Origin of the sequence: Streptomyces sp. NPDC013157, assembly GCF_042899865.1 — a bacterium.
Lineage (GTDB): Bacteria > Actinomycetota > Actinomycetes > Streptomycetales > Streptomycetaceae > Streptomyces.
Window position 1 is genome coordinate 119,567 of the sequence record NZ_JBIBAK010000018.1, and the last position, 18,723, is coordinate 138,289.

At 71.7% G+C, this 18,723-nt stretch carries 7 protein-coding genes; 5 read left to right on the top strand and 2 right to left on the bottom strand.

Annotated features, from left to right (window positions below; translation table 11 throughout):
* Positions 1 to 43: 43 nt before the first annotated feature.
* Positions 44 to 1,252 carry an exodeoxyribonuclease VII large subunit gene (xseA, locus tag ACFY6U_RS40640; RefSeq protein WP_390046557.1) on the bottom strand — a complete coding sequence of 403 codons (1,209 nt, stop codon included), beginning with the start codon at positions 1,250 to 1,252 and terminating at the stop codon, positions 44 to 46.
* 423 nt (positions 1,253 to 1,675) lie between these two features.
* On the opposite strand from xseA, the gene ACFY6U_RS40645 reads away from it, so the two are divergent.
* Positions 1,676 to 2,689, top strand: coding sequence for a 4-hydroxy-3-methylbut-2-enyl diphosphate reductase (locus ACFY6U_RS40645; RefSeq protein WP_351489994.1), 1,014 nt, complete (start codon positions 1,676 to 1,678; stop codon positions 2,687 to 2,689).
* Positions 2,690 to 2,765: 76 nt separating this feature from the next.
* The gene (gene ppgK, locus ACFY6U_RS40650; RefSeq protein WP_390046559.1) at positions 2,766 to 3,515 is read left to right on the top strand and encodes a polyphosphate--glucose phosphotransferase; all 750 of its coding nucleotides are present in this window, start codon (positions 2,766 to 2,768) and stop codon (positions 3,513 to 3,515) included.
* 77 nt (positions 3,516 to 3,592) lie between these two features.
* Here ppgK and ACFY6U_RS40655 read toward each other — a convergent pair whose 3' ends face one another.
* Positions 3,593 to 3,946 carry a DUF6542 domain-containing protein gene (locus ACFY6U_RS40655; protein ID WP_390046561.1) on the bottom strand — a complete coding sequence of 118 codons (354 nt, stop codon included), beginning with the start codon at positions 3,944 to 3,946 and terminating at the stop codon, positions 3,593 to 3,595.
* Positions 3,947 to 4,345: 399 nt separating this feature from the next.
* Here ACFY6U_RS40655 and ychF point away from each other — a divergent pair, with 399 nt between their 5' ends.
* From ychF to ACFY6U_RS40670, 3 genes are all read left to right on the top strand, one after another.
* Positions 4,346 to 5,434, top strand: coding sequence for a redox-regulated ATPase YchF (gene ychF, locus ACFY6U_RS40660; protein WP_351489986.1), 1,089 nt, complete (start codon positions 4,346 to 4,348; stop codon positions 5,432 to 5,434).
* A 301-nt stretch (positions 5,435 to 5,735) separates the two neighbouring features.
* Positions 5,736 to 6,101, top strand: coding sequence for a hypothetical protein (locus tag ACFY6U_RS40665; RefSeq protein WP_390046563.1), 366 nt, complete (start codon positions 5,736 to 5,738; stop codon positions 6,099 to 6,101).
* 448 nt (positions 6,102 to 6,549) lie between these two features.
* Positions 6,550 to 18,639 (top strand): amino acid adenylation domain-containing protein, encoded by a 12,090-nt coding sequence (locus ACFY6U_RS40670; RefSeq protein WP_390046565.1) that lies wholly within the window; start codon positions 6,550 to 6,552, stop codon positions 18,637 to 18,639.
* Positions 18,640 to 18,723 lie beyond the last annotated feature (84 nt).

An 18,723-nucleotide genomic window follows, 5' to 3' on the forward strand; every position in this document is an offset into this window, starting at 1 on the left:
TACCTCTCTCATACGTCCGTACGACATGCCCGTACGACGTGGACTAGCCGTCCACCCGCACCGTGAACTCACCCTCGGCGACCCGCGCCCGCAACGCCTCACCCGGCTCGATCTCCCCGGGGGCCCGCACCACGTGACCATCGCCCTTCTGCAGCACGGCGTACCCCCGCTGCAGCGTGGCGGCCGGGGAGAGTGCCACCACGCGCGCGTGCGTGTGCGTCAGCTCCGAGTCGGCGCGGTCGAGCAGATGCCCGAGGCAGCGCCGCGAACGGTCCACCAGCGAGGCGACGTGATCGGCCCGTTCGTCGACCATCCGGTGCGGATCCTCCATGGCCGGCCGCGCGAGCGCGTGCGCCAGCCCCCGCTCCTCCCGCGCCACCAGCGCCTCGACACACCGCCGTCCCCGGTCCCGCAGCATCCGCACCCGCTCCACCTCTTCCCCCACGTCCGGGACGACCTTCTTGGCGGCGTCGGTGGGGGTGGAGGCACGCAGGTCGGCGACGTAGTCGAGCAGCGGGTTGTCGGGCTCGTGCCCGATGGCGGAGACGACCGGCGTACGGCACCCGGCGACCGCCCGCACCAGCTGCTCGTCGGAGAACGGCAGCAGGTCCTCCACGCTGCCGCCCCCACGCGCGACGATGATCACATCCACCTCCTCCATCGCGTCGAGCTCCTTCACGGCCTGCACGACCTGCGGCACGGCGTGCACGCCCTGCACCGGCACGTTCCGCACCTCGAACCGCACCGCGGGCCACCGGTGCCGGGCGTTCTCCAGCACGTCCCGCTCGGCGGCCGAGGCCCGCCCGCACACCAGCCCGATCAACTGCGGAAGGAACGGCAACGGCTTCTTCCGCTCCGCCGCGAACAGCCCCTCCGCCGCCAGCCCCTTCTTCAGCATCTCCAGCCGCGCCAACAACTCCCCGACCCCGACCGGCTTTATCTCGACGGCCCGCAGGGACAGCTGCCCCCGCGGCGCGTACCACTCGGGCTTCGCGTGCACGACGACCCGGGCCCCCTCACCGACCACGTCGGCCACGGCGTCGAACACCTGCCGGAAACAGGTCACGCCGATCGAGATGTCGTACGACGGATCCCGCAACGTCAGAAACACGACCCCGGCCCCCGGCCGCCGCGACAGCTGCGTGATCTGCCCCTCGACCCAGACGGCCCCGAGCCGGTCGATCCACCCCCCGATCAGCCGGGAGACCTCACCGACGGGCACAGGAGCTTCAGCGGACGTGTTCAAAGCCATGCGCCGAGCGTAACGGCGCACACCGACAGCCCTGGACGAAGACCGGTCGCCACCACCTCTCAGTCCGTCCGCCGTCCGAGGAGGAGAGCCGGTCCGCGCCTCCACCCGTCCGTCCGGCTGAGGAGGAGAGCCGGTCCGCGCCCCCTCCAGTCCGTCCGGCTGAGGAGGAGAGCCGGTCCGCGCCTCCACCAGTCCGTCCGGCTGAGGAGGAGAGCCGGTCCGCGCCCCCTCCAGTCCGTCCGGCTGAGGAGGAGAGCCGGTCCGCGCCCCCTCCAGCCCGTCCGGCGTTTGAGGACGAGGCCGTTCAGGCCGAAGCGGGGGTCCGGGGGCGGCAGCCCCCGAAACGGGCGGTCGAAGGGGGCCCACCCCCTGGAGGGACGGGACGGGTAAGGGCGGCGGGGGCGAACCCAACGCGGCCTTACGATGGGTGCCATGACTGCTTCGCCTGGCCGCCGTGTCCTGCTCGCCGCCCCCCGTGGCTACTGCGCGGGTGTGGACCGCGCCGTGATCGCCGTCGAGAAGGCCCTGGAGCAGTACGGGGCCCCGATCTATGTCCGGCACGAGATCGTGCACAACAAGTACGTCGTGCAGACCCTGGAGAAGAAGGGCGCGATCTTCGTCGAGCGGACCGAGGAGGTCCCGCCGGGGAACATCGTGATGTTCTCCGCGCACGGCGTCGCCCCCGTCGTCCACGAGGAGGCCGAGCGCGGCCGCCTCGCCACCATCGACGCCACCTGCCCGCTGGTCACCAAGGTCCACAAGGAAGCCGTCCGCTTCGCCAACGAGGACTACGACATCCTCCTGATCGGCCACGAGGGCCACGAGGAGGTCATCGGCACCTCCGGCGAGGCCCCCGACCACATCCAGCTGGTCGACGGCCCGGCGGACGTGGCGAAGGTCGAGGTCCGCGACGAGTCCAAGGTCGTCTGGCTCTCCCAGACCACCCTCTCCGTCGACGAGACGATGGAGACCGTCGACGCACTCAAGGAGAAGTTCCCGCAGCTCATCTCGCCGCCCAGCGACGACATCTGCTACGCCACGCAGAACCGTCAGCTCGCCGTGAAGCAGATGGGCGCCGAGGCCGAGCTGGTCATCGTGGTCGGCTCCCGCAACTCCTCCAACTCCAAGAGGCTGGTCGAGGTCGCCAAGCTGGCCGGCTCCCGCGACGCGTACCTGGTCGACTTCGCCGCCGAGATCGACGAGGCGTGGCTGGAGGGCGTGACCACCGTCGGCGTCACGTCCGGCGCCTCCGTACCCGAGGTGCTGGTCGAGCAGGTCCTGGAGTGGCTCGCCGAGCGCGGCTACGGCGACGTCGAGATCGTCAAGGCGGCCGAGGAGTCCATCACCTTCTCGCTCCCCAAGGAACTCCGCCGTGACCTGCGCGAAGAGGCGGCCACCCTGGTCGCCGAGCGCGGCGGCACCGGCGCCGGCGCCTGAGCGGCCTCCGTACAGCTGTGTGACCACGGGCTCGTCCGACGTCGTGACCGTCAGTCGTACGACGTAACGTATAGCCATGCAGATCTTCGGCGTGGACATCGGTGGTTCCGGGATCAAGGGCGCTCCCGTGGACCTGGACAAGGGCGACCTGGCCCAGGAGCGGTGCAAGGTACTCACCCCGCACCCGGCGACCCCGGACGGCGTCGCCGACGGGGTCAAGCAGGTCGTCGACCACTTCGGGTGGAGCGGCCCGGTCGGGCTCACCTTCCCCGGGGTGATCACCGACGGCACCCACATCCGTACGGCGGCGAACGTCGACAAGAGCTGGATCGACACCGACGCGCGCACGCTCTTCAGCGAGCGGCTCGGCGGACTCCCGGTGACGGTGGTCAACGACGCGGACGCGGCGGGTGTGGCCGAGATGGAGTTCGGCGCCGGCCGGGACCGCAAGGGTGTCGTCATGCTGCTCACCTTCGGCACCGGCATCGGCAGCGCGCTGTTCACCGACGGCGAGCTGGTCCCCAACACCGAGCTGGGCCACCTGGAGCTGGACGGGCACGACGCCGAGAAGAAGGCCTCCAGCAAGGCCAAGGAAGACGGCGACCTGAGCTGGGAGCACTGGGCCCGCCGGGTCAACAAGTATCTGGCGCACGTCGAGATGCTCTTCTCCCCGAGCCTGTTCATCATCGGCGGCGGGGTGAGCCGCAAGGCCGACAAGTTCCTGCCGTACATCGAGGGCGTCAAGGCCGAGATCGTCCCGGCCCAGCTGCAGAACAACGCGGGGATCGTGGGCGCGGCGATGCGCGCGGCGCACCACGCCAAGTAGGCGGCTCCCCGGCGCCCTGTGACCCAGGCACCCCGTGACCCCGGCCCGCCGGCCGGGCCCGGGCATGTTGGCCGGGGTCAGGCTCGGCTGCGGCGCCGGACGGTTCGGTTCGTCCGGATCATCCGGATCCGGCGGACGAGGACGATCACCCCGGCGATCAGGGTCCCGCCGTAGAGCCAGCCGGCCTGCGTGGACAGGGCCGTCACCAGGCCCATCACGCTGCCCAGGAAACCGCCGCCACCGTCGTCGGCGACGGTCGGCAGACCGACGGCGAAGGCGATCGGGATGACGACGGGGGCGGTCAGCAGATCGCCCCCGCGCACCCAGAGCGCGGTCAGCGCGGACGCCGGCAGGGACAGTACGCCGTACACGGTCAGGGACGCCCCGAAGAGCAGGTCGTCCAGGAAGCCGAGCAGGATCATCGCGGCCATGCAGAAGAGGCCGCAGCCGAGCCCCGTGAGCCGTGGATTCGGCAGCCGCGGGGGCCCCGCCACCGGTGCCGGACGCGGCCTTCCGGGAGCGGGCCTGCGCCCGGCCGTCCCCGGCCGCGGTCTCCCCTGCGGAGGCAGCGGCGGACGGGGGCCGCCTCGACGCGGTCCGGGCTGTCGGGGTCGGGTCCTGTGATGCTCCACCGGACCAACCTAGGTCGGTTTATGTGCCCAGTCGCAGCCCAGACACGCCGAAACCAAGCCGAAGAGCGGCCCGTGGCCAGGTGTTCGACGCGGCCGCCGGCAGGGTGCCCCGAACCCCGTAAACTGGTGGATCGGCCGGCCCGCCGGCACTGGCAGCCCCCCCGGCTCACTCACCCACTCACTACGGGAAGTCGCAACGTGTCGCTCACGATCGGAATCGTCGGCCTGCCGAATGTCGGCAAGTCGACCCTGTTCAACGCCCTGACCAAGAACGACGTGCTCGCGGCCAACTACCCGTTCGCCACGATCGAGCCCAACGTGGGTGTCGTCGGCGTGCCCGACGCCCGCCTGGCCAAGCTGGCGTCGATCTTCAAGTCCGAGCGCATCCTTCCGGCCACGGTCGACTTCGTCGACATCGCGGGCATCGTGCGCGGCGCCTCCGAGGGCGAGGGCCTGGGCAACAAGTTCCTCGCGAACATCCGTGAGTCCGACGCGATCTGCCAGGTCATCCGGGCCTTCAAGGACGAGAACGTCGTGCACGTCGACGGCAAGGTCTCGCCGAAGGACGACATCGAGACGATCAACACCGAGCTGATCCTCGCCGACCTCCAGACCATCGAGAAGGTCCTGCCGCGTCTCCAGAAGGAGTCGCGCATCAAGAAGGACGTGGCTCCCAAGGTCAAGGCGGTGGAGGAGGCCAAGGAGATCCTGGAGAAGGGCGACACGCTCTTCGCCCATGGCATCGTCCAGGGCTCGGAGCGCGCCGAGCTCCTGCACGACCTGCACCTCCTCACCACCAAGCCGTTCCTCTACGTCTTCAACGTCGACGAGGACGAACTGCTCGACGAGGACTTCAAGACCGAGCAGCGCGCCCTGGTCGCCCCCGCCGAGGCGATCTTCCTCAACGCCAAGCTGGAGCAGGACCTCGCCGAGCTCGACGAGGAGGACGCCCTGGAGCTCCTGGAGTCGGTGGGCGCCGAGGAACCCGGCCTGGCCACCCTCGCCCGCGTCGGCTTCGACACCCTCGGCCTCCAGACCTACCTCACGGCCGGCCCCAAGGAATCCCGCGCCTGGACCATCAAGAAGGGCGCCACGGCCCCCGAGGCGGCCGGCGTGATCCACACCGACTTCCAGAAGGGCTTCATCAAGGCCGAGGTCATCTCCTTCGCCGACCTGGTCGAAACCGGCTCGGTGGCCGAGGCCCGCGCCAAGGGCAAGGCCCGCATGGAGGGCAAGGACTACGTCATGCAGGACGGGGACGTGGTGGAGTTCCGCTTCAATGTGTGATCGGTTCGTTACTGCGCGCTAGGTGCATCGCCAAGTGGGCAGACCAGAAGAGGCCGGGCTCTGGGGGCCCGGCCCTTTCGGTGTTCCCGAGCTGATTCGGTGCTGACTTCCAGTTGCCGCGCGGCGGGGTGAGCTTGTCGAGATCCAGGCTGATCTCGAATCGCTCGCCTTCGCGTTCTTCCGGCTCATGGCGGCGGTCGCGTCCGCGGGCCCGACGACCAGGTCGCGCGGACAGAACACGGGGTACGCGGTTCCCGCGACGACCACCGGATCACTGCCCGCGGCGACGGTTTCGGACAGGGTGACCGTGCAGGTCGCGAGCGTCTCGGGGGCGGTGGTGATCGTGCTCGTCGTGCGCGGCCTACGGTCGTCGACGGTGGCCACCGCGGCGTGGCAGCGGGGAGTAGAGCCGGGGGTCGTAGGTGACGGCCACTTCGGTCCCGGCCGGAAGACCCGCGCCCGTGTGCTGGACCTGCACGGCCAACTGTCCCGGGAACGCCGCCGGTTGGACACCGACGCCCGGAAGGACCGCGACCGGGCTCGCGCCGACCGGCACCAGCACCACATCGGCGGCGGAATCGGCCCACGCCGGGCCTCCGAGGCCGGTGACGGTGACGGCGGCGACCCCCAGTGTCAGACCTCCGAGAGCCAGGACCTGCCGGCGTGAACTCAGGAGAGGGGCAGGTCGCCGATCCGAACTGATCGAACCAGAAGGCTGCTCGGACGGCGGCCATCTCGTCGGTGCCGCGGACCATCGCACTCACGGCCGCCGAGCCCCATGTGTCGGCCGAACTGCCGAACCGGAGCGCCCCATGGCCGTCCACGCCCGAGGGGAAATCGACCCGGTCGCCGAGAAGACCGACATCGTCCGTTGCCGATGGTGCGGTCGTGGCACGAGGGGTTTCCGGGGGCCGTGAGGCTGCCGAGAATCCGGTCAACTGATGTTACGTCAGGTGTCAAAAGTCCCAACTCGCCCGGTGCGTAATCTTCTTGACTGGGCATCAAGTAGCGACACATCATGACCGCGTGTCATCGATGTTGATCGCTCTGCGACTCCGCCGCGGGGGAACATCGCTTTGAAGCTCCGCCACGGGGGACCTGAAGGGGGAACAGTGATGCGGACTCTGAACGTGGTTCTGATCGGTAAGGGTGGTGTCCTCGCACGCTGCGGTGAGGCGCTGCTGTCGGCAGGACATCGGATCCGGGCGGTGGTGACCGGCGACGCCGTGGTCCGCGCCTGGGCCGTCAAATCGGGAATCGGCCACCACGACCTCGCCGACGCGCTTCTCGACCCGGCCCGGCTGTCGTGCGACGTGCTTCTCAGCATCGGGAACGACGCCCTGATCCCCGAGGCGCTGCTGGCATGCGCGCATCGGACGAGCGTCAACTACCACTACGGGCCGCTGCCCGAGTACGCCGGACTGAACGCACCCTCCTGGGCCGTCGCCAACCGTGAGAGCGACTACGCCATCACGTGGCACCGGATCGGCGAGCTGGTCGACGGCGGCGACATCCTCAAGCGAATACCGGTGCCGGTCGACCCCGACGAGACCGCGCTGTCGCTGGGCGTGAAGTGCGACGACGCGGCTGTCGCGAGCGTGGCCGAACTGATCGGCGACATCGCCGAAGGCCGTGAGACCGCCGTCCCCCAGGACCTGGCCGCGCGCCGCTACTTCTCCCGGCACACGCAGTTCTCCGCCGAGGGCCTGATCGACTGGGCCCGCGAGGCCGAGGACATCGTCGCCATGGTCCGGGCGACCGACCACGGGCTGTTCGGCTGCCCGCTCGTGTGGCCCAAGGCGAACGTCAACGGGCGCATTCTCGCCGTCCGCGAGGCCCGCGTCGGCGAGGCGTCCCCCGGTGCCGCCCCCGGCGAGGTGCTGACCTGCGACGCGGACGGCCTGAACGTGGCCACGGCCACCGGCGCCGTTCGCCTGATCCGGCTGAGCACGCTGGAGGGCGAGCCGGTCGACACGGACAGCCTCCGGACGGAGAACGCGGTCCGGGCCGGCCTGATCCTCCTGGCTCCCGGCGCCGCGCTCCGGGACGGCATCACCGAGACCGGCACCCGGGCGTCGAAGGCCGCCGCCCACTGGCGCAAGCGCCTTGGCGCCGACGCCCACCCGTTCCGCCTGCCCTTCACGCCACAGGCCTCCGGCACCGAGCAGGACGCCGCTCCCGTCGTCGCGCGCTGCGCCGCTCCCGGCGGGGTGTCCGCCCTGGTCGGCCTGGTGAGCACGTACCTGAGCCGGGCGGCCAGGGCGAACGACGTCACTCTCGCCGTCGCCGCGCCCCGCGACGGGATCGACCCCGGCTACCGGGACCTGTTCGCCGCCTGGCTGCCGCTGCGCGCCACGGTCGACCCCGGCCGGACGGTCGCCGACAACCTCCGGTCGGTCGCCGAGGAGTTCCGTCTCGGGCAGGAGAAGGGATGGCTGCGCCGTGACCAGATCGGACGGGACGAGACGCTGCGCCGGCTGTGGGACGCCGGCGACCTGACGCCCGACGTGATGATCTCGTGGGGCGATGCGGAGCCCGCGGACGGCCGGCGCCCGGCGCTGAACCTGGTCGTCCGACCCGACGGCGAGACGGTCGAGTTCCACTTCGACGCCCGGCGTCTGGCCCGCGGCGACGTCGCCCGCCTCGCCGCGCAGATCGGCGCCTGGTGCGACCGCGTACCCGGGCTGGCCGACGAGACCCTGGCGTCCGTCGACATCCTCTCCGCGGCGGAGCGCGCGTCGTCGACCGACGCCTTCAACGCCACCGACGACAACACCGTCCTCGGCCACCGCCTGCACACGCTCTTCGAGCGGGCCGCCGAGCGCCACGCCGACAACGTCGCAGTGATCTGCGCCGACACGCGGCTGACCTACGGTGACCTCAACAGCCGGGCGAACCGTGTCGCGCACACGCTGATCGAGCGCGGCATCGGCCGCGGCGACCTGGTCGGCATAGCGCTGGACCGCTCGCCCGACGTCGTCGTGGCCGTGCTGGCCGCGCTGAAGACGGGTGCCGCCTATGTGCCGGTCGACCCGGCGTTCCCGGCGGAACGCATCCGCCAGATGATCGACGACGCCGACCCCCGGATCGTCCTCACCCCGGCCGCTGCACCCGCCAACCTCGCCGAGTGGTCGACGCGCTGCCTGAGCATCACGGGCGCCGCCGACGGGCGTGCCGACGGCCACGCCGCCGACCCGGGCGTCGAGGTCGGGGCCGACGACCTCGCCTACGTCATCTACACGTCCGGCACGTCCGGCACGCCCAAGGGCGTGGAGATCAGCCACGGCGCGCTGTGCAACCTGCTGGAGTCCATGCGCCGGGAGCCTGGCTGCGCCGAGACCGACCGGCTGCTGGCGGTCACCACCATCTCCTTCGACATCGCGGTGCTGGAACTGTTCCTGCCGCTGCTCAGCGGGGCCGCCACGGTCATCGCCCAGGCCCACGAGACGGTCGACGCGAACGCGCTGATCGGCCTGATGGAGCGGCACGGGGTCACGATGATGCAGGGCACGCCGGCGACCTGGCAGCTGCTGCTGGACGCGGGCTGGCAGGGCGACCCGCGCCTGGGCAAGATCCTGTGCGGGGGCGAGGCCCTGCCGCGCGCACTGGCCGACCGTCTGCTCGGCTGCGGCGACGCCGTCTGGAACCTGTACGGGCCCACCGAGACCACCGTCTGGTCCAGCATCTGGCGGGTGGAGCCGGAGGGCGATGTCGTCATCGGCCGGCCGGTGGCCAACACCCAGCTCCACGTCCTGGACGAGAACCTCGCGCCGGTGCCGCCCGGCTTCCCCGGGGAACTGTGCATCGGCGGTGCCGGCGTGGCACACGGCTACCACGCCGCCCCCGAGCAGACCCGGGCCCGCTTCGTCCCCGACCCGTTCCGCGCCGGCAACACGCTGTACCGCACCGGCGACCTGGCCCGGTTCGTCGCACCCGGTGCGCTGCGCGTGCTCGGCCGCAACGACAGCCAGCTGAAGCTCCGCGGCCACCGCATCGAACTGGGCGACATCGAGGCGACGCTGACCGCCCACGACGACATCGCCCGCGCAGTCGTCGTCGGCCGCGACGACCAGCTGGTCGCCTACTGCGTCCGCGAGGCCGCCGCGCCGACCGGGTCCGCCCACGACGAGGAGGTGCAGCGCGCCGCGCTGGCCGAGTGGGCCGGCGCCTGGGACCGCGCCTACGAGTCCGACGCCGACGACGCCACCTTCAACCTGGCCGGCTGGCGCAACAGCTACGACGGCCTGCCGTTCTCCGCGGCCGAGATGCGTGACTGGCAGCGCGGTTCGGTCGACCGCATCCTGTCCTACGCGCCCCAGCGCGTGTTCGAGGTCGGCTTCGGCACCGGCCTGATGATGTTCGCCGTCGCGCCGCACTGCGCCGCGTACCACGCGGTGGACGCCTCGGCCCAGGCCGTCGAGGTCACCCGGCACCACCTGCAGTCGCTGCCGAACGTCACGTGCGAGCACCGCCCGGCGCACGACCTGCCGGCTGTGGCCGCCGGCTCCTTCGACACCGTGATCGTCAACTCGGTGGCCCAGTACTTCCCGAGCGTCGACTACCTGACCTCGGTGCTGGAGTGGGCGACCACCGCGGTGACGGAGGGGCGGGTGTTCCTCGGTGACATCCGCGACCTGTCGCTGCTGCGCATGTTCCATGCCGACGTGATCCAGTTCCGCCACGACGACCTCGCGCTCGAGGAGGTGGCCCGCCGCGTCGAACGCGCGGTGCGGGCCGAGCGCGAACTGGTCGTCGCGCAGGACTACTTCGCCGACCTTCCCGCCCTCTTCCCGCAGATCACCCGCGTCGACGTCATGCTGCGCAACGGCCGGTACGTCAACGAGATGACTCGCTACCGCTACGACGTGACGCTCCACATCGGCGGCGGCCCGCAGGCGCAGGCCGTCGGCACCGAGCACGACTGGCGGACCGAGTCGCTCGAGATCGCCGCCCTGCCCGAACTGCTCGCCGGCCTCGACGGCGGGCCGCTGCGCCTGACCGACGTGTCCAACGGCCGGCTCGCCGAGGTGCCCGATCCCGTCGGGGCCCTCGGCGAGGCGACGGAACCGTACGGCCTCCCGGTGGATCCCCGTGACCTCACCGAGATCGCCCAGGAGGCCGGACTGGAGTGCGCGCTGCTCCCCAGCCGCTCCGGTGACAAGTGGACCTTCGACGCGGTGTTCTGGCGCCCGGGCATGACGCCGGACCTGAGCCTGCGCCCGGCCGCCGCCACCGACCGCGCCACCCTGGCCCGGTACGCGAACGTGCCCGCGGCGGGCGAGCCGGCGAAGGAGCCGATGGGCCGCCTCCTTCGCCCCTGGCTGGCCGAGCGGCTGCCCGCGTACATGGTGCCGGCGTTCTTCGTCGAGCTCGACGAGTTCCCGCTCACCCCCAACGGCAAGATCGACCGCAACGCCCTGCCGAGCCCGGTCACCGACGCCGGAGCCATGGCCAAGCCCGCCAACGAGCTGGAGCGGGACATCCTCGCGATCTGGTCGGACGTACTGGGCCACGACCGCATCGGCGTCAACCAGAACTTCTTCGAGATCGGCGGTGACTCCCTGCGCGTGGTCCGCGTCCAGACCCGCCTGGAGAAGGTGCTGGGCCGGCCGGTCTCCTCGGCCAAGCTCTTCGAGCACTTCACCGTCAAGGCCCTGGCGGCGCACCTCGCCGGCGCCCGGACCGGCCCGACGCAGATCCCGTCGAGCCGCCGGGCGGAGGACGAGCCCATCGCCATCATCGGCATGGCCTGCCGGCTTCCCGGCGACGTGAGCAGCCCGGAGGAGCTGTGGGACCTGCTGGAGCGCGGGGCCGACGGCATCACCGAGGTGCCCGCCGACCGATGGGACGCCGACGCGATCTACGATCCCGACCCGGACGTGCGCGGCAAGTCGGTGACCCGCCGCGGGGGCTTCCTCGCCACGCCGATCGACATGTTCGACGCGTCGTTCTACGGCATCGCACCGCGGGAGGCGCACGCGATGGATCCGCTCCAGCGGCTGATGCTGGAGACGACGTGGGAGGCGTTCGAACGCGCGGGCTACACGCTCGACCAGCTGCGCGGAAGCCAGACCGCCACGTACATCGGCGTCGGCAAGAACTCCTCGTACCAGGAGTACGGCATCACCACCGGCGGTTCCATAGCCGACCTGGACGGGTACGTGGGTACGGGCTCCGCGCTCGCGACCGCGTCCGGCCGGATCTCCCATGTGTTCGGCCTCGAAGGCCCCACCATCACGATCGACACGGCCTGTTCGTCGTCCCTGGTGACCACTCACCTCGCGGCCAACGCGCTGCGTGACGGCGAGTGCGACCTGGCGGTTTCCGGCGGCGCGACCATCCTGCTCACGTCCAACATGAACGTCGAGTTCAGCAGGCTGCGCGGGATGTCGCCCGACGGGCTGTGCCGGTCGTTCTCCGCCGACAACGACGGGACCGGATGGAGCGAGGGCGTCGCCGTCGTCATCCTGAAGCGGCTCTCCGACGCGCAACGCGACGGCGACACCGTCCATGCCGTCCTGCGCGGCACCGCCGTCAACCACGACGGCCACGCGGCGAGCCTGACCACACCCAGCGGACCCGCTCAGCAGAAGGTCATCCGCGCCGCTCTCGGCGCGTCCGGGCTGCAGCCGAAGGACATCGACTACCTGGAGGCCCACGGCACCGGCACCCGCCTCGGCGACCCCATCGAGGGCACCGCCCTCGGCGAGGTCTTCGGCGGCAGTCACCCCGATGAACCGCTGTGGGTCGGCTCGGTCAAGTCGAACCTCAGCCACACCCAGGCGGCCGCCGGCCTGGCGGGTGTGATGAAGGTCGTCCTGTCCATGCGGCACAACGTGATTCCGCGCACCCTGCACGTCTCCGAAGCCACCCCGGACGTGGACTGGGCAGGCGCGAACATGGCCCTCGCCCTGGAGCCGCAGCCGTGGCTGCCGAAGGACCGGCCGCGCCGCGCCGGCGTGAGCTCGTTCGGCATCGGCGGCACCAACGCACACGTCGTCGTGGAGGAACCGCCGGCGCCCCTCCCGTCGGACAGGCCCGCGGCGCAGCCGCCGTCCACGCTGCCGTTCGTGGTGTCCGGGTCCACCGACGCCGCCCTGCGCGCGCAGGCCGAGGCGCTGCACCAGTACGTGGGCATGAACATCCAGGACCGGCTCCTCGACCTGGCGCATTCGCTGGCCACCACCCGCAGCCACTTCCGCAAGCGGCTCGTGGTGATGGCGAAGGACAGGTCCGAGCTGCTGGACAAACTCGGTTCCTTCGCCCGCAGCGGGGAGACCCCGCCGGGCGCCGCGCGCACCGGTGACAGCGCCGAGGAGCAGCGCCTGGCCCTGCTGTTCACCGGGCAGGGCAGTCAACGGGTCGGCATGGGCAGGGATCTGTACGAGACCCATCCGGTGTTCCGCGCCGCGCTCGACGAGATCGTCGCCCACTTCACCGAACTGGACCGTCCGCTGCTCGATGTCATGTGGGCCGAGGAGGGGACCGCCGACGCCGCGCTGCTCGACCGGACCGACTTCACCCAGCCGGCCCTCTTCGCGCTGGAGGTGGCGCTGTGGCGGCTGTGGGAGAGCTGGGGCGTGCGGCCGCAGCTGCTCCTGGGCCACAGCATCGGTGAACTCGCCGCCGCGCACGTCGCCGGCGTCTTCGACCTGGCCGACGCGTCCCGTCTGGTGGCCGCCCGGGGCCGCCTGATGCAGGCGCTGCCCAGCCGCGGCGCGATGGCTTCGATCGAGGCCGGTGCCGCCGAGGCCGAGGCCGCGGTGCGGGAGCTGGACCTGACCGGCAGCATCGATCTGGCCGGCCTCAACACCCCGACACAGACCGTCGTCTCCGGCGACGCCGACGCCGTGCGGGCCCTGGCGGCGCACTTCGCCGACCGGGGACACCGGGTCAAGGAACTGACGGTGTCGCACGCGTTCCACTCGCACCACATGGACGCCATGCTGTCCGGCTTCCAGGCGGTCGCCGAGACCGTGACGTACCGTCCCCCGGCGATCCCGCTGGTCAGCAGTCTCACCGGAGCCCTGGCCGCGCCGGGCGAGCTCGAGCAGGCCGCCTACTGGGTGCGCCAGGTGCGCCACGCGGTGCGCTTCAGCGACGGCATCGCGACCCTGCACCGCGAGGGCGTCACCACCTTCCTGGAGCTCGGTCCGCAGCCGGTGCTCTCCGGCATGGGCGTGGCGTGCCTGGCCGACGAGACCGACGTCGCGTGGCTGCCGTCGCTGGCCGCGGGCAAGGACGGCTCCGCCGTCGTCCGGCGCAGCCTCGCCGACCTGCACGTGAGGGGCGTGCCGGTCGACTGGCGCGGCTGGTTCGGGCCCTTCGGCGGTGAGCGGGTCGCCCTGCCCACCTACGCCTTCCAGCGTGAGCGCTTCTGGTTCGAGCCGTCGACGCCCCGCACGGTCGGCGCCGGTCTGGACGACACCGACCACCCGCTGCTGGGCGGCGCCGTGCGGATCGCCGGCACCGGGACGGCGGTGTTCACGACCGTGGTGGCGCCCGAGGAGCCGGCGTGGGTGCAGGACCACCAGATCATGGGCACCGTCCTGATGCCGGGCACCGCGTACATCGAGGCGATGCGCTCGGCCGCCGATGCCACCGCACCCGGCGAATGGGACGTGGCCGACGTCGACTTCCTGTATCCGATGGTGTTCGCCGGCGGCGCGCCCGCCCGCCTGCAGGTCGTCGTGGGGGAGGAGTCCGAGGGCGCCCGGCCGGTCCAGGTGTACAGCGCACCGGACCGCAGGGACGGCGAGTGGCTGCTGCATGCCGAGGGCCGGATCGTGCCCGCGAAGCCCGTCACGGCGGACGCCGTGGTGCTGCCGCCGCCCGGCGCCGAGCGGCTCGACATCTCCGCGCTCTACGCCGAACTGGACGCCGTCGGCTACGAGTTCGGCCCGGTGTTCCGGGGCATACGGGAGGCGTGGCAGGCCGACGGGGTGGTGTGGGCCCGGGCGGCCCTTCCCGAGGACGCCGCGCACACCGCCCGCAGCTACGTCCTGCACCCGGCTCTGCTGGACTCGGCGATGCAGTCGCAGCTCTTCAGCATGCGGATGCAGAACACGAACCCCGAGGACGTCCTCGTGCCGTTCGAGGCGGAACGCCTGTCGATACGGGAGAAGGGCCTGGCCGAAGTATGGGTCCGGGTCGCCGAGTTCGAGATGGGCGACGGCGAGTTCCACGCGTCCCTGGACCTCTTCGACTCCGCGGGCGAGAACGTCGGCCGGCTGGAGCGGATGCACGCCCGGCGGGTCGACCGCGCGGTGCTGCGAAGGCTGGCCGCGGAAGGCGTGGACCGGCTCCGGTTCGAGGTGAACTGGCGGCCGGCCGACACCGAGAAGGTGGAGATCGGCGGCTCCTGGGGCCTGCTGTCGCCGGGCGGTGACGTGCCCTGGGCGGCAGAGGTGAAGAGGGCGCTGAGCCGGGCCGGTGTCCAGGCGTTCAAGGTGCGCGACCTGGAGGACGCCGAGGAGCTCGACGGCGTCATCTGCCTGTGGGACGCCGGCAAGGACCCCCTGGCCGGGGCGCACACGCTGTCCGCCGCGGCACTCGGCCAGCTCCACACCGCGGCCGAGACCGGGTTCGCGCCGCCGTTGGTGTGGCTGACCCGCCGCGCGGTGGGTGTCAACGCCGACGACATGGCCTCCGGGCTCGGCGCGGGTCCGCTGTGGGGCCTGATGCGCACCGCCCGCAGCGAGCACCCCGACCTCGCGCTGCGCCTGGTCGACCTCGGCGACGAGGACGCCGATCTGGCCGCTCTCGCCCCGGCGCTGATGATCTCCGACGAACCGGAGTGCGTGCTGCGGCACGGCGAGGTACTCGTCCCGCATCTCGAGCGGGTCGGCGCCTCGGGCGAGCTGACCCTGCCCCCGGAGGGCCGCTGGCAGCTGGAGATCGCCGCCAAGGGCCGTCTGGACCAGCCGCTGTCGGTGCGCCGGGTGACCCCGAAGCCGCTGGCGGCGGGCATGATCAGGGCCGACGTGAAGGCCGCCGGGGTGAACTTCCTGGACGTGCTCAACGCGCTCGGCATGGTCGAACTCCCGGTGTTCGGGATGGAGTTCTCCGGTGTGGTCACCGAGGTCGGGGCCGGTGTCAAGGACGTCCGGGTGGGCGACCGGGTACTGGGCCTCGGCCAGGGCTCGTTCGCCGCGGAGGTCGTCACCGACGCGCGCTGGGTGGTCCGCGTCCCGGAGAACCTCACGTTCGAGGAGGCCGCGACCATCCCGATGACGTTCCTGTCGGCGTGGTTCGGCCTGCACGACCTGGGCGCGCTGAAGCCGGGCGAGCGGGTGCTGGTCCACGCCGCGGCGGGCGGCGTCGGCATGGCAGCCGTCCAGCTGGCGCGACTGCACGGCGCCGAGGTGTACGGCACTGCCAGCGAGCCGAAGTGGGCGGCGCTGCGCGAGATGGGGCTGGACGACGACCACATCGCGTCCTCCCGCGATCTGGGCTTCGTCGAGTCGTTCGGCCGCACCGCGCCCGGACGCGGCTTCGACGTCGTACTGAACTCGCTCGCCGACGAGTTCATCGACGCGAGTCTCGGCATGCTGGGCGAGGGCGGACGCTTCCTGGAACTCGGCAAGATCGACCTGCGGGAGCAGTCATGGGTGGACGAGAACCACCCCGGCGTGACGTACCGCGTCTACCACCTGCTCGAGGCGAGTCCGGACCGGATGCACGCGATGCTGGTGTCGCTGGCCGAACTGTTCGCGGCGGGCAAGCTCACGCCACTTCCGGTGCGCACCTTCCCGATCACGGCCACGTCCGACGCGCTCCGCTTCATGGCCCAGGCACGGCACGTGGGCAAGGTGGTGCTGATACCCACCGAGCAGAAGGAGTTCATCCGGCCGGGCGGATCGGTGCTGGTCACCGGTGGCGTCGGGGGCCTGGGCCGGCAGGTCGCCACCTGGCTGGCGCAGGCCCACGGGGTGCGCGACTTCGTGCTCACCTCGCGGCGCGGCCCGGACACCCCTGGCGCGGACGCGCTGGTGGCCGGCCTGGAGGAGCTCGGCGCGACCGCCACGGTGGTGGCCGCCGACTCCGCCGACGCGGACGGCATGGCCTCGGTGCTGGCCCTGTTCGACGCCGACCGTCCGCTGCGCGGTGTGGTCCACGCGGCCGGTGTGCTCGACGACGGTGCTCTGTCGGCGCTGACGCCCGAACGGCTGGACACCGTCTTCTCACCGAAGGTGGACGGGGCCTGGCACCTGCACGGGCTGACGCGCGATCTCGACCTGGACTTCTTCCTGCTCTTCTCCTCGATCTCCGACATCCTGGGGGCGCCGGGCCAGGGCAACTACGCGGCGGCCAACGCCTTCCTGGACTCGCTCGCGTACCTGCGCCGGGCCCAGGGCCTGCCGGCCACCTCGGTGGCGTGGGGGCCGTGGGAGGGCGAGGGCATGGCCGCGACGCTCAGCGAACGGGACCGGGCCCGGATCAGCCGCACCGGCATGGACGCGCTCTCGCCCCAGGACGGCCTGGAACTGCTGGAGGAGACGGTGCGCAGCGGCCGCCCGCTGACCGTGGCGGCCGCACTGGACCTCACCGGGATCCAGAGCTACTACGAGGACCAGGGCGGCGTACCCCCGCTGCTGCGCTCGCTGCTGAGCAGCCACGGTGGCGGCGGCGCCCGCACCAAGGGCGACGGCGGTGCGGGTCTGCGCAGGCTGCTCGGCCAGACCGCCCCGGCCGAGCAGGAGTCGGTCGTGCTGGACATGGTCCGCGAGGGCGTGGCCAGGACGCTGGGCTTCGCCTCGATGAACGACGTGGACCCCGGCCTGCCGCTGCAGGACCTCGGCATCGACTCGCTGACCGCCGTCCTGATGCGCAACCAGCTCGCGGACATGACCGGCCTCGCGTTGCCGGCGAAGATCGCGCTCGATCGTCCGAACCTGAAGTCGCTGGCCCAGTTCCTGCTGGAGAAACTGCTGGAGCGTGGCCTGGACGCGCCGACGGAGGCGGCCGTCTCCACCGGTGAGGACACCGCCGGACCGGCCGGTGCGGCGGACACGGACAACGCGTCCGGTCTCGACATGGCGCCGGTACGCAAGGGTTACCTGGACCCGACGCTGCGGTTCGACAACTGCCGAGGCGAGCTGGGACGTCCGGAGTCCGTGTTCCTCACCGGCGCCACGGGCTTCGTCGGCGCCTTCCTCCTGCGCGAACTGCTGGCCGCCGGCGTCGCCACGCACTGCCTGGTGCGGGCCGACGACCAGGAGACCGCCACGCGGCGGCTGACCGGTGTGCTGTCGAGCTACGGCATGTGGCAGGACGGCTTCGCGTCGCTGCTGCATCCGGTGGTGGGCGACCTGTCCCAGCCGCTGTTCGGGCTGACGGGCGAGGCGTTCGGCCGGCTCGCCGACGAGGTCGACGCGGTGTGCCACTCCGGCGCCCTCGTGGACTGGGTGCGGCCCCTGAGCGAGTACATCGGCCCGAACGTGGTCGGTGTGCACGAGTCCCTGCGGCTGGCGTCGACGGGCCGCGGCAAGGCGGTGCACGTCATGTCGACCTTCGGGACCCTGCCGCGCTACCTCGGGTACGAGGTCACGCCGGACGAGATGGAGTACGGCTACGTCACCTCCAAGTGGATGGCGGAGCAGATGGTGACCGCGGCACGCTGGCGCGGCGCCAAGGCCTCGGTGTACCGGCTGCCGTTCGTGGGGCCGTCCGCCGCGACCGGCCACTTCCGGCTCGACCGGGGCGACTTCCTGCACAACCTGGTCGCCGGCAGCATGGCCCTGGGGTGCTTCCCGAGCACGGGCGCCAGTCTCACGGCTGTCCTGCCGGTCGACCATCTGTCCCGGACCATCACCGCGATCATGCTCGAGGAGCGGGACCGCATCGGCCGGGACTACGACTTCGTCAACGCCGGGGCGCCGAGCTTCGACCGCTTCTTCGAGATGGTCGGCGCGGTGACGGGCACCGGTGAACTGGTGCCGTTCGACGAGTGGAAGCAGCGGGCCCTGGCCTTCGCGGCCGCGGACACCACGAGTGCGCTGGCCCGGATCGCCGCACTCGTGGACGGACTGACGCCGGACAACCTGACGCTCACGTTCGGGGCCGGCCTCGCCGGCGAGCACGTGCTGGGCGGCGACGACCACCCCGCGGCGCCGTTCGACGAACAGTTCGTCGAGAGGTACGTCCACCGCATCATCGCCTCCGACGAGGCGGCCGCCAGGACACACGGCCCCGTCGGGGCGTGACGACACCGGTCACGGGTGGGACCGCCCCGGCGCGGGCGGTTCCACCCGTGCCCTGGGACCGACACCCGGATCGACAGGAGAGTG

Excerpts from the sequence above, each read along its gene's own strand:
- ACFY6U_RS40645 (WP_351489994.1), top strand. The coding sequence starts at position 1,676 with ATGGGTGCCATGACTGCTTCGCCTGGCCGCCGTGTCCTGCTCGCCGCC.
- xseA (WP_390046557.1), bottom strand. The coding sequence starts at position 1,252 with ATGGCTTTGAACACGTCCGCTGAAGCTCCTGTGCCCGTCGGTGAGGTC.
- ACFY6U_RS40655 (WP_390046561.1), bottom strand. The coding sequence starts at position 3,946 with ATGGCCGCGATGATCCTGCTCGGCTTCCTGGACGACCTGCTCTTCGGG.
- ppgK (WP_390046559.1), top strand. The coding sequence starts at position 2,766 with ATGCAGATCTTCGGCGTGGACATCGGTGGTTCCGGGATCAAGGGCGCT.
- ACFY6U_RS40670 (WP_390046565.1), top strand. The coding sequence starts at position 6,550 with ATGCGGACTCTGAACGTGGTTCTGATCGGTAAGGGTGGTGTCCTCGCA.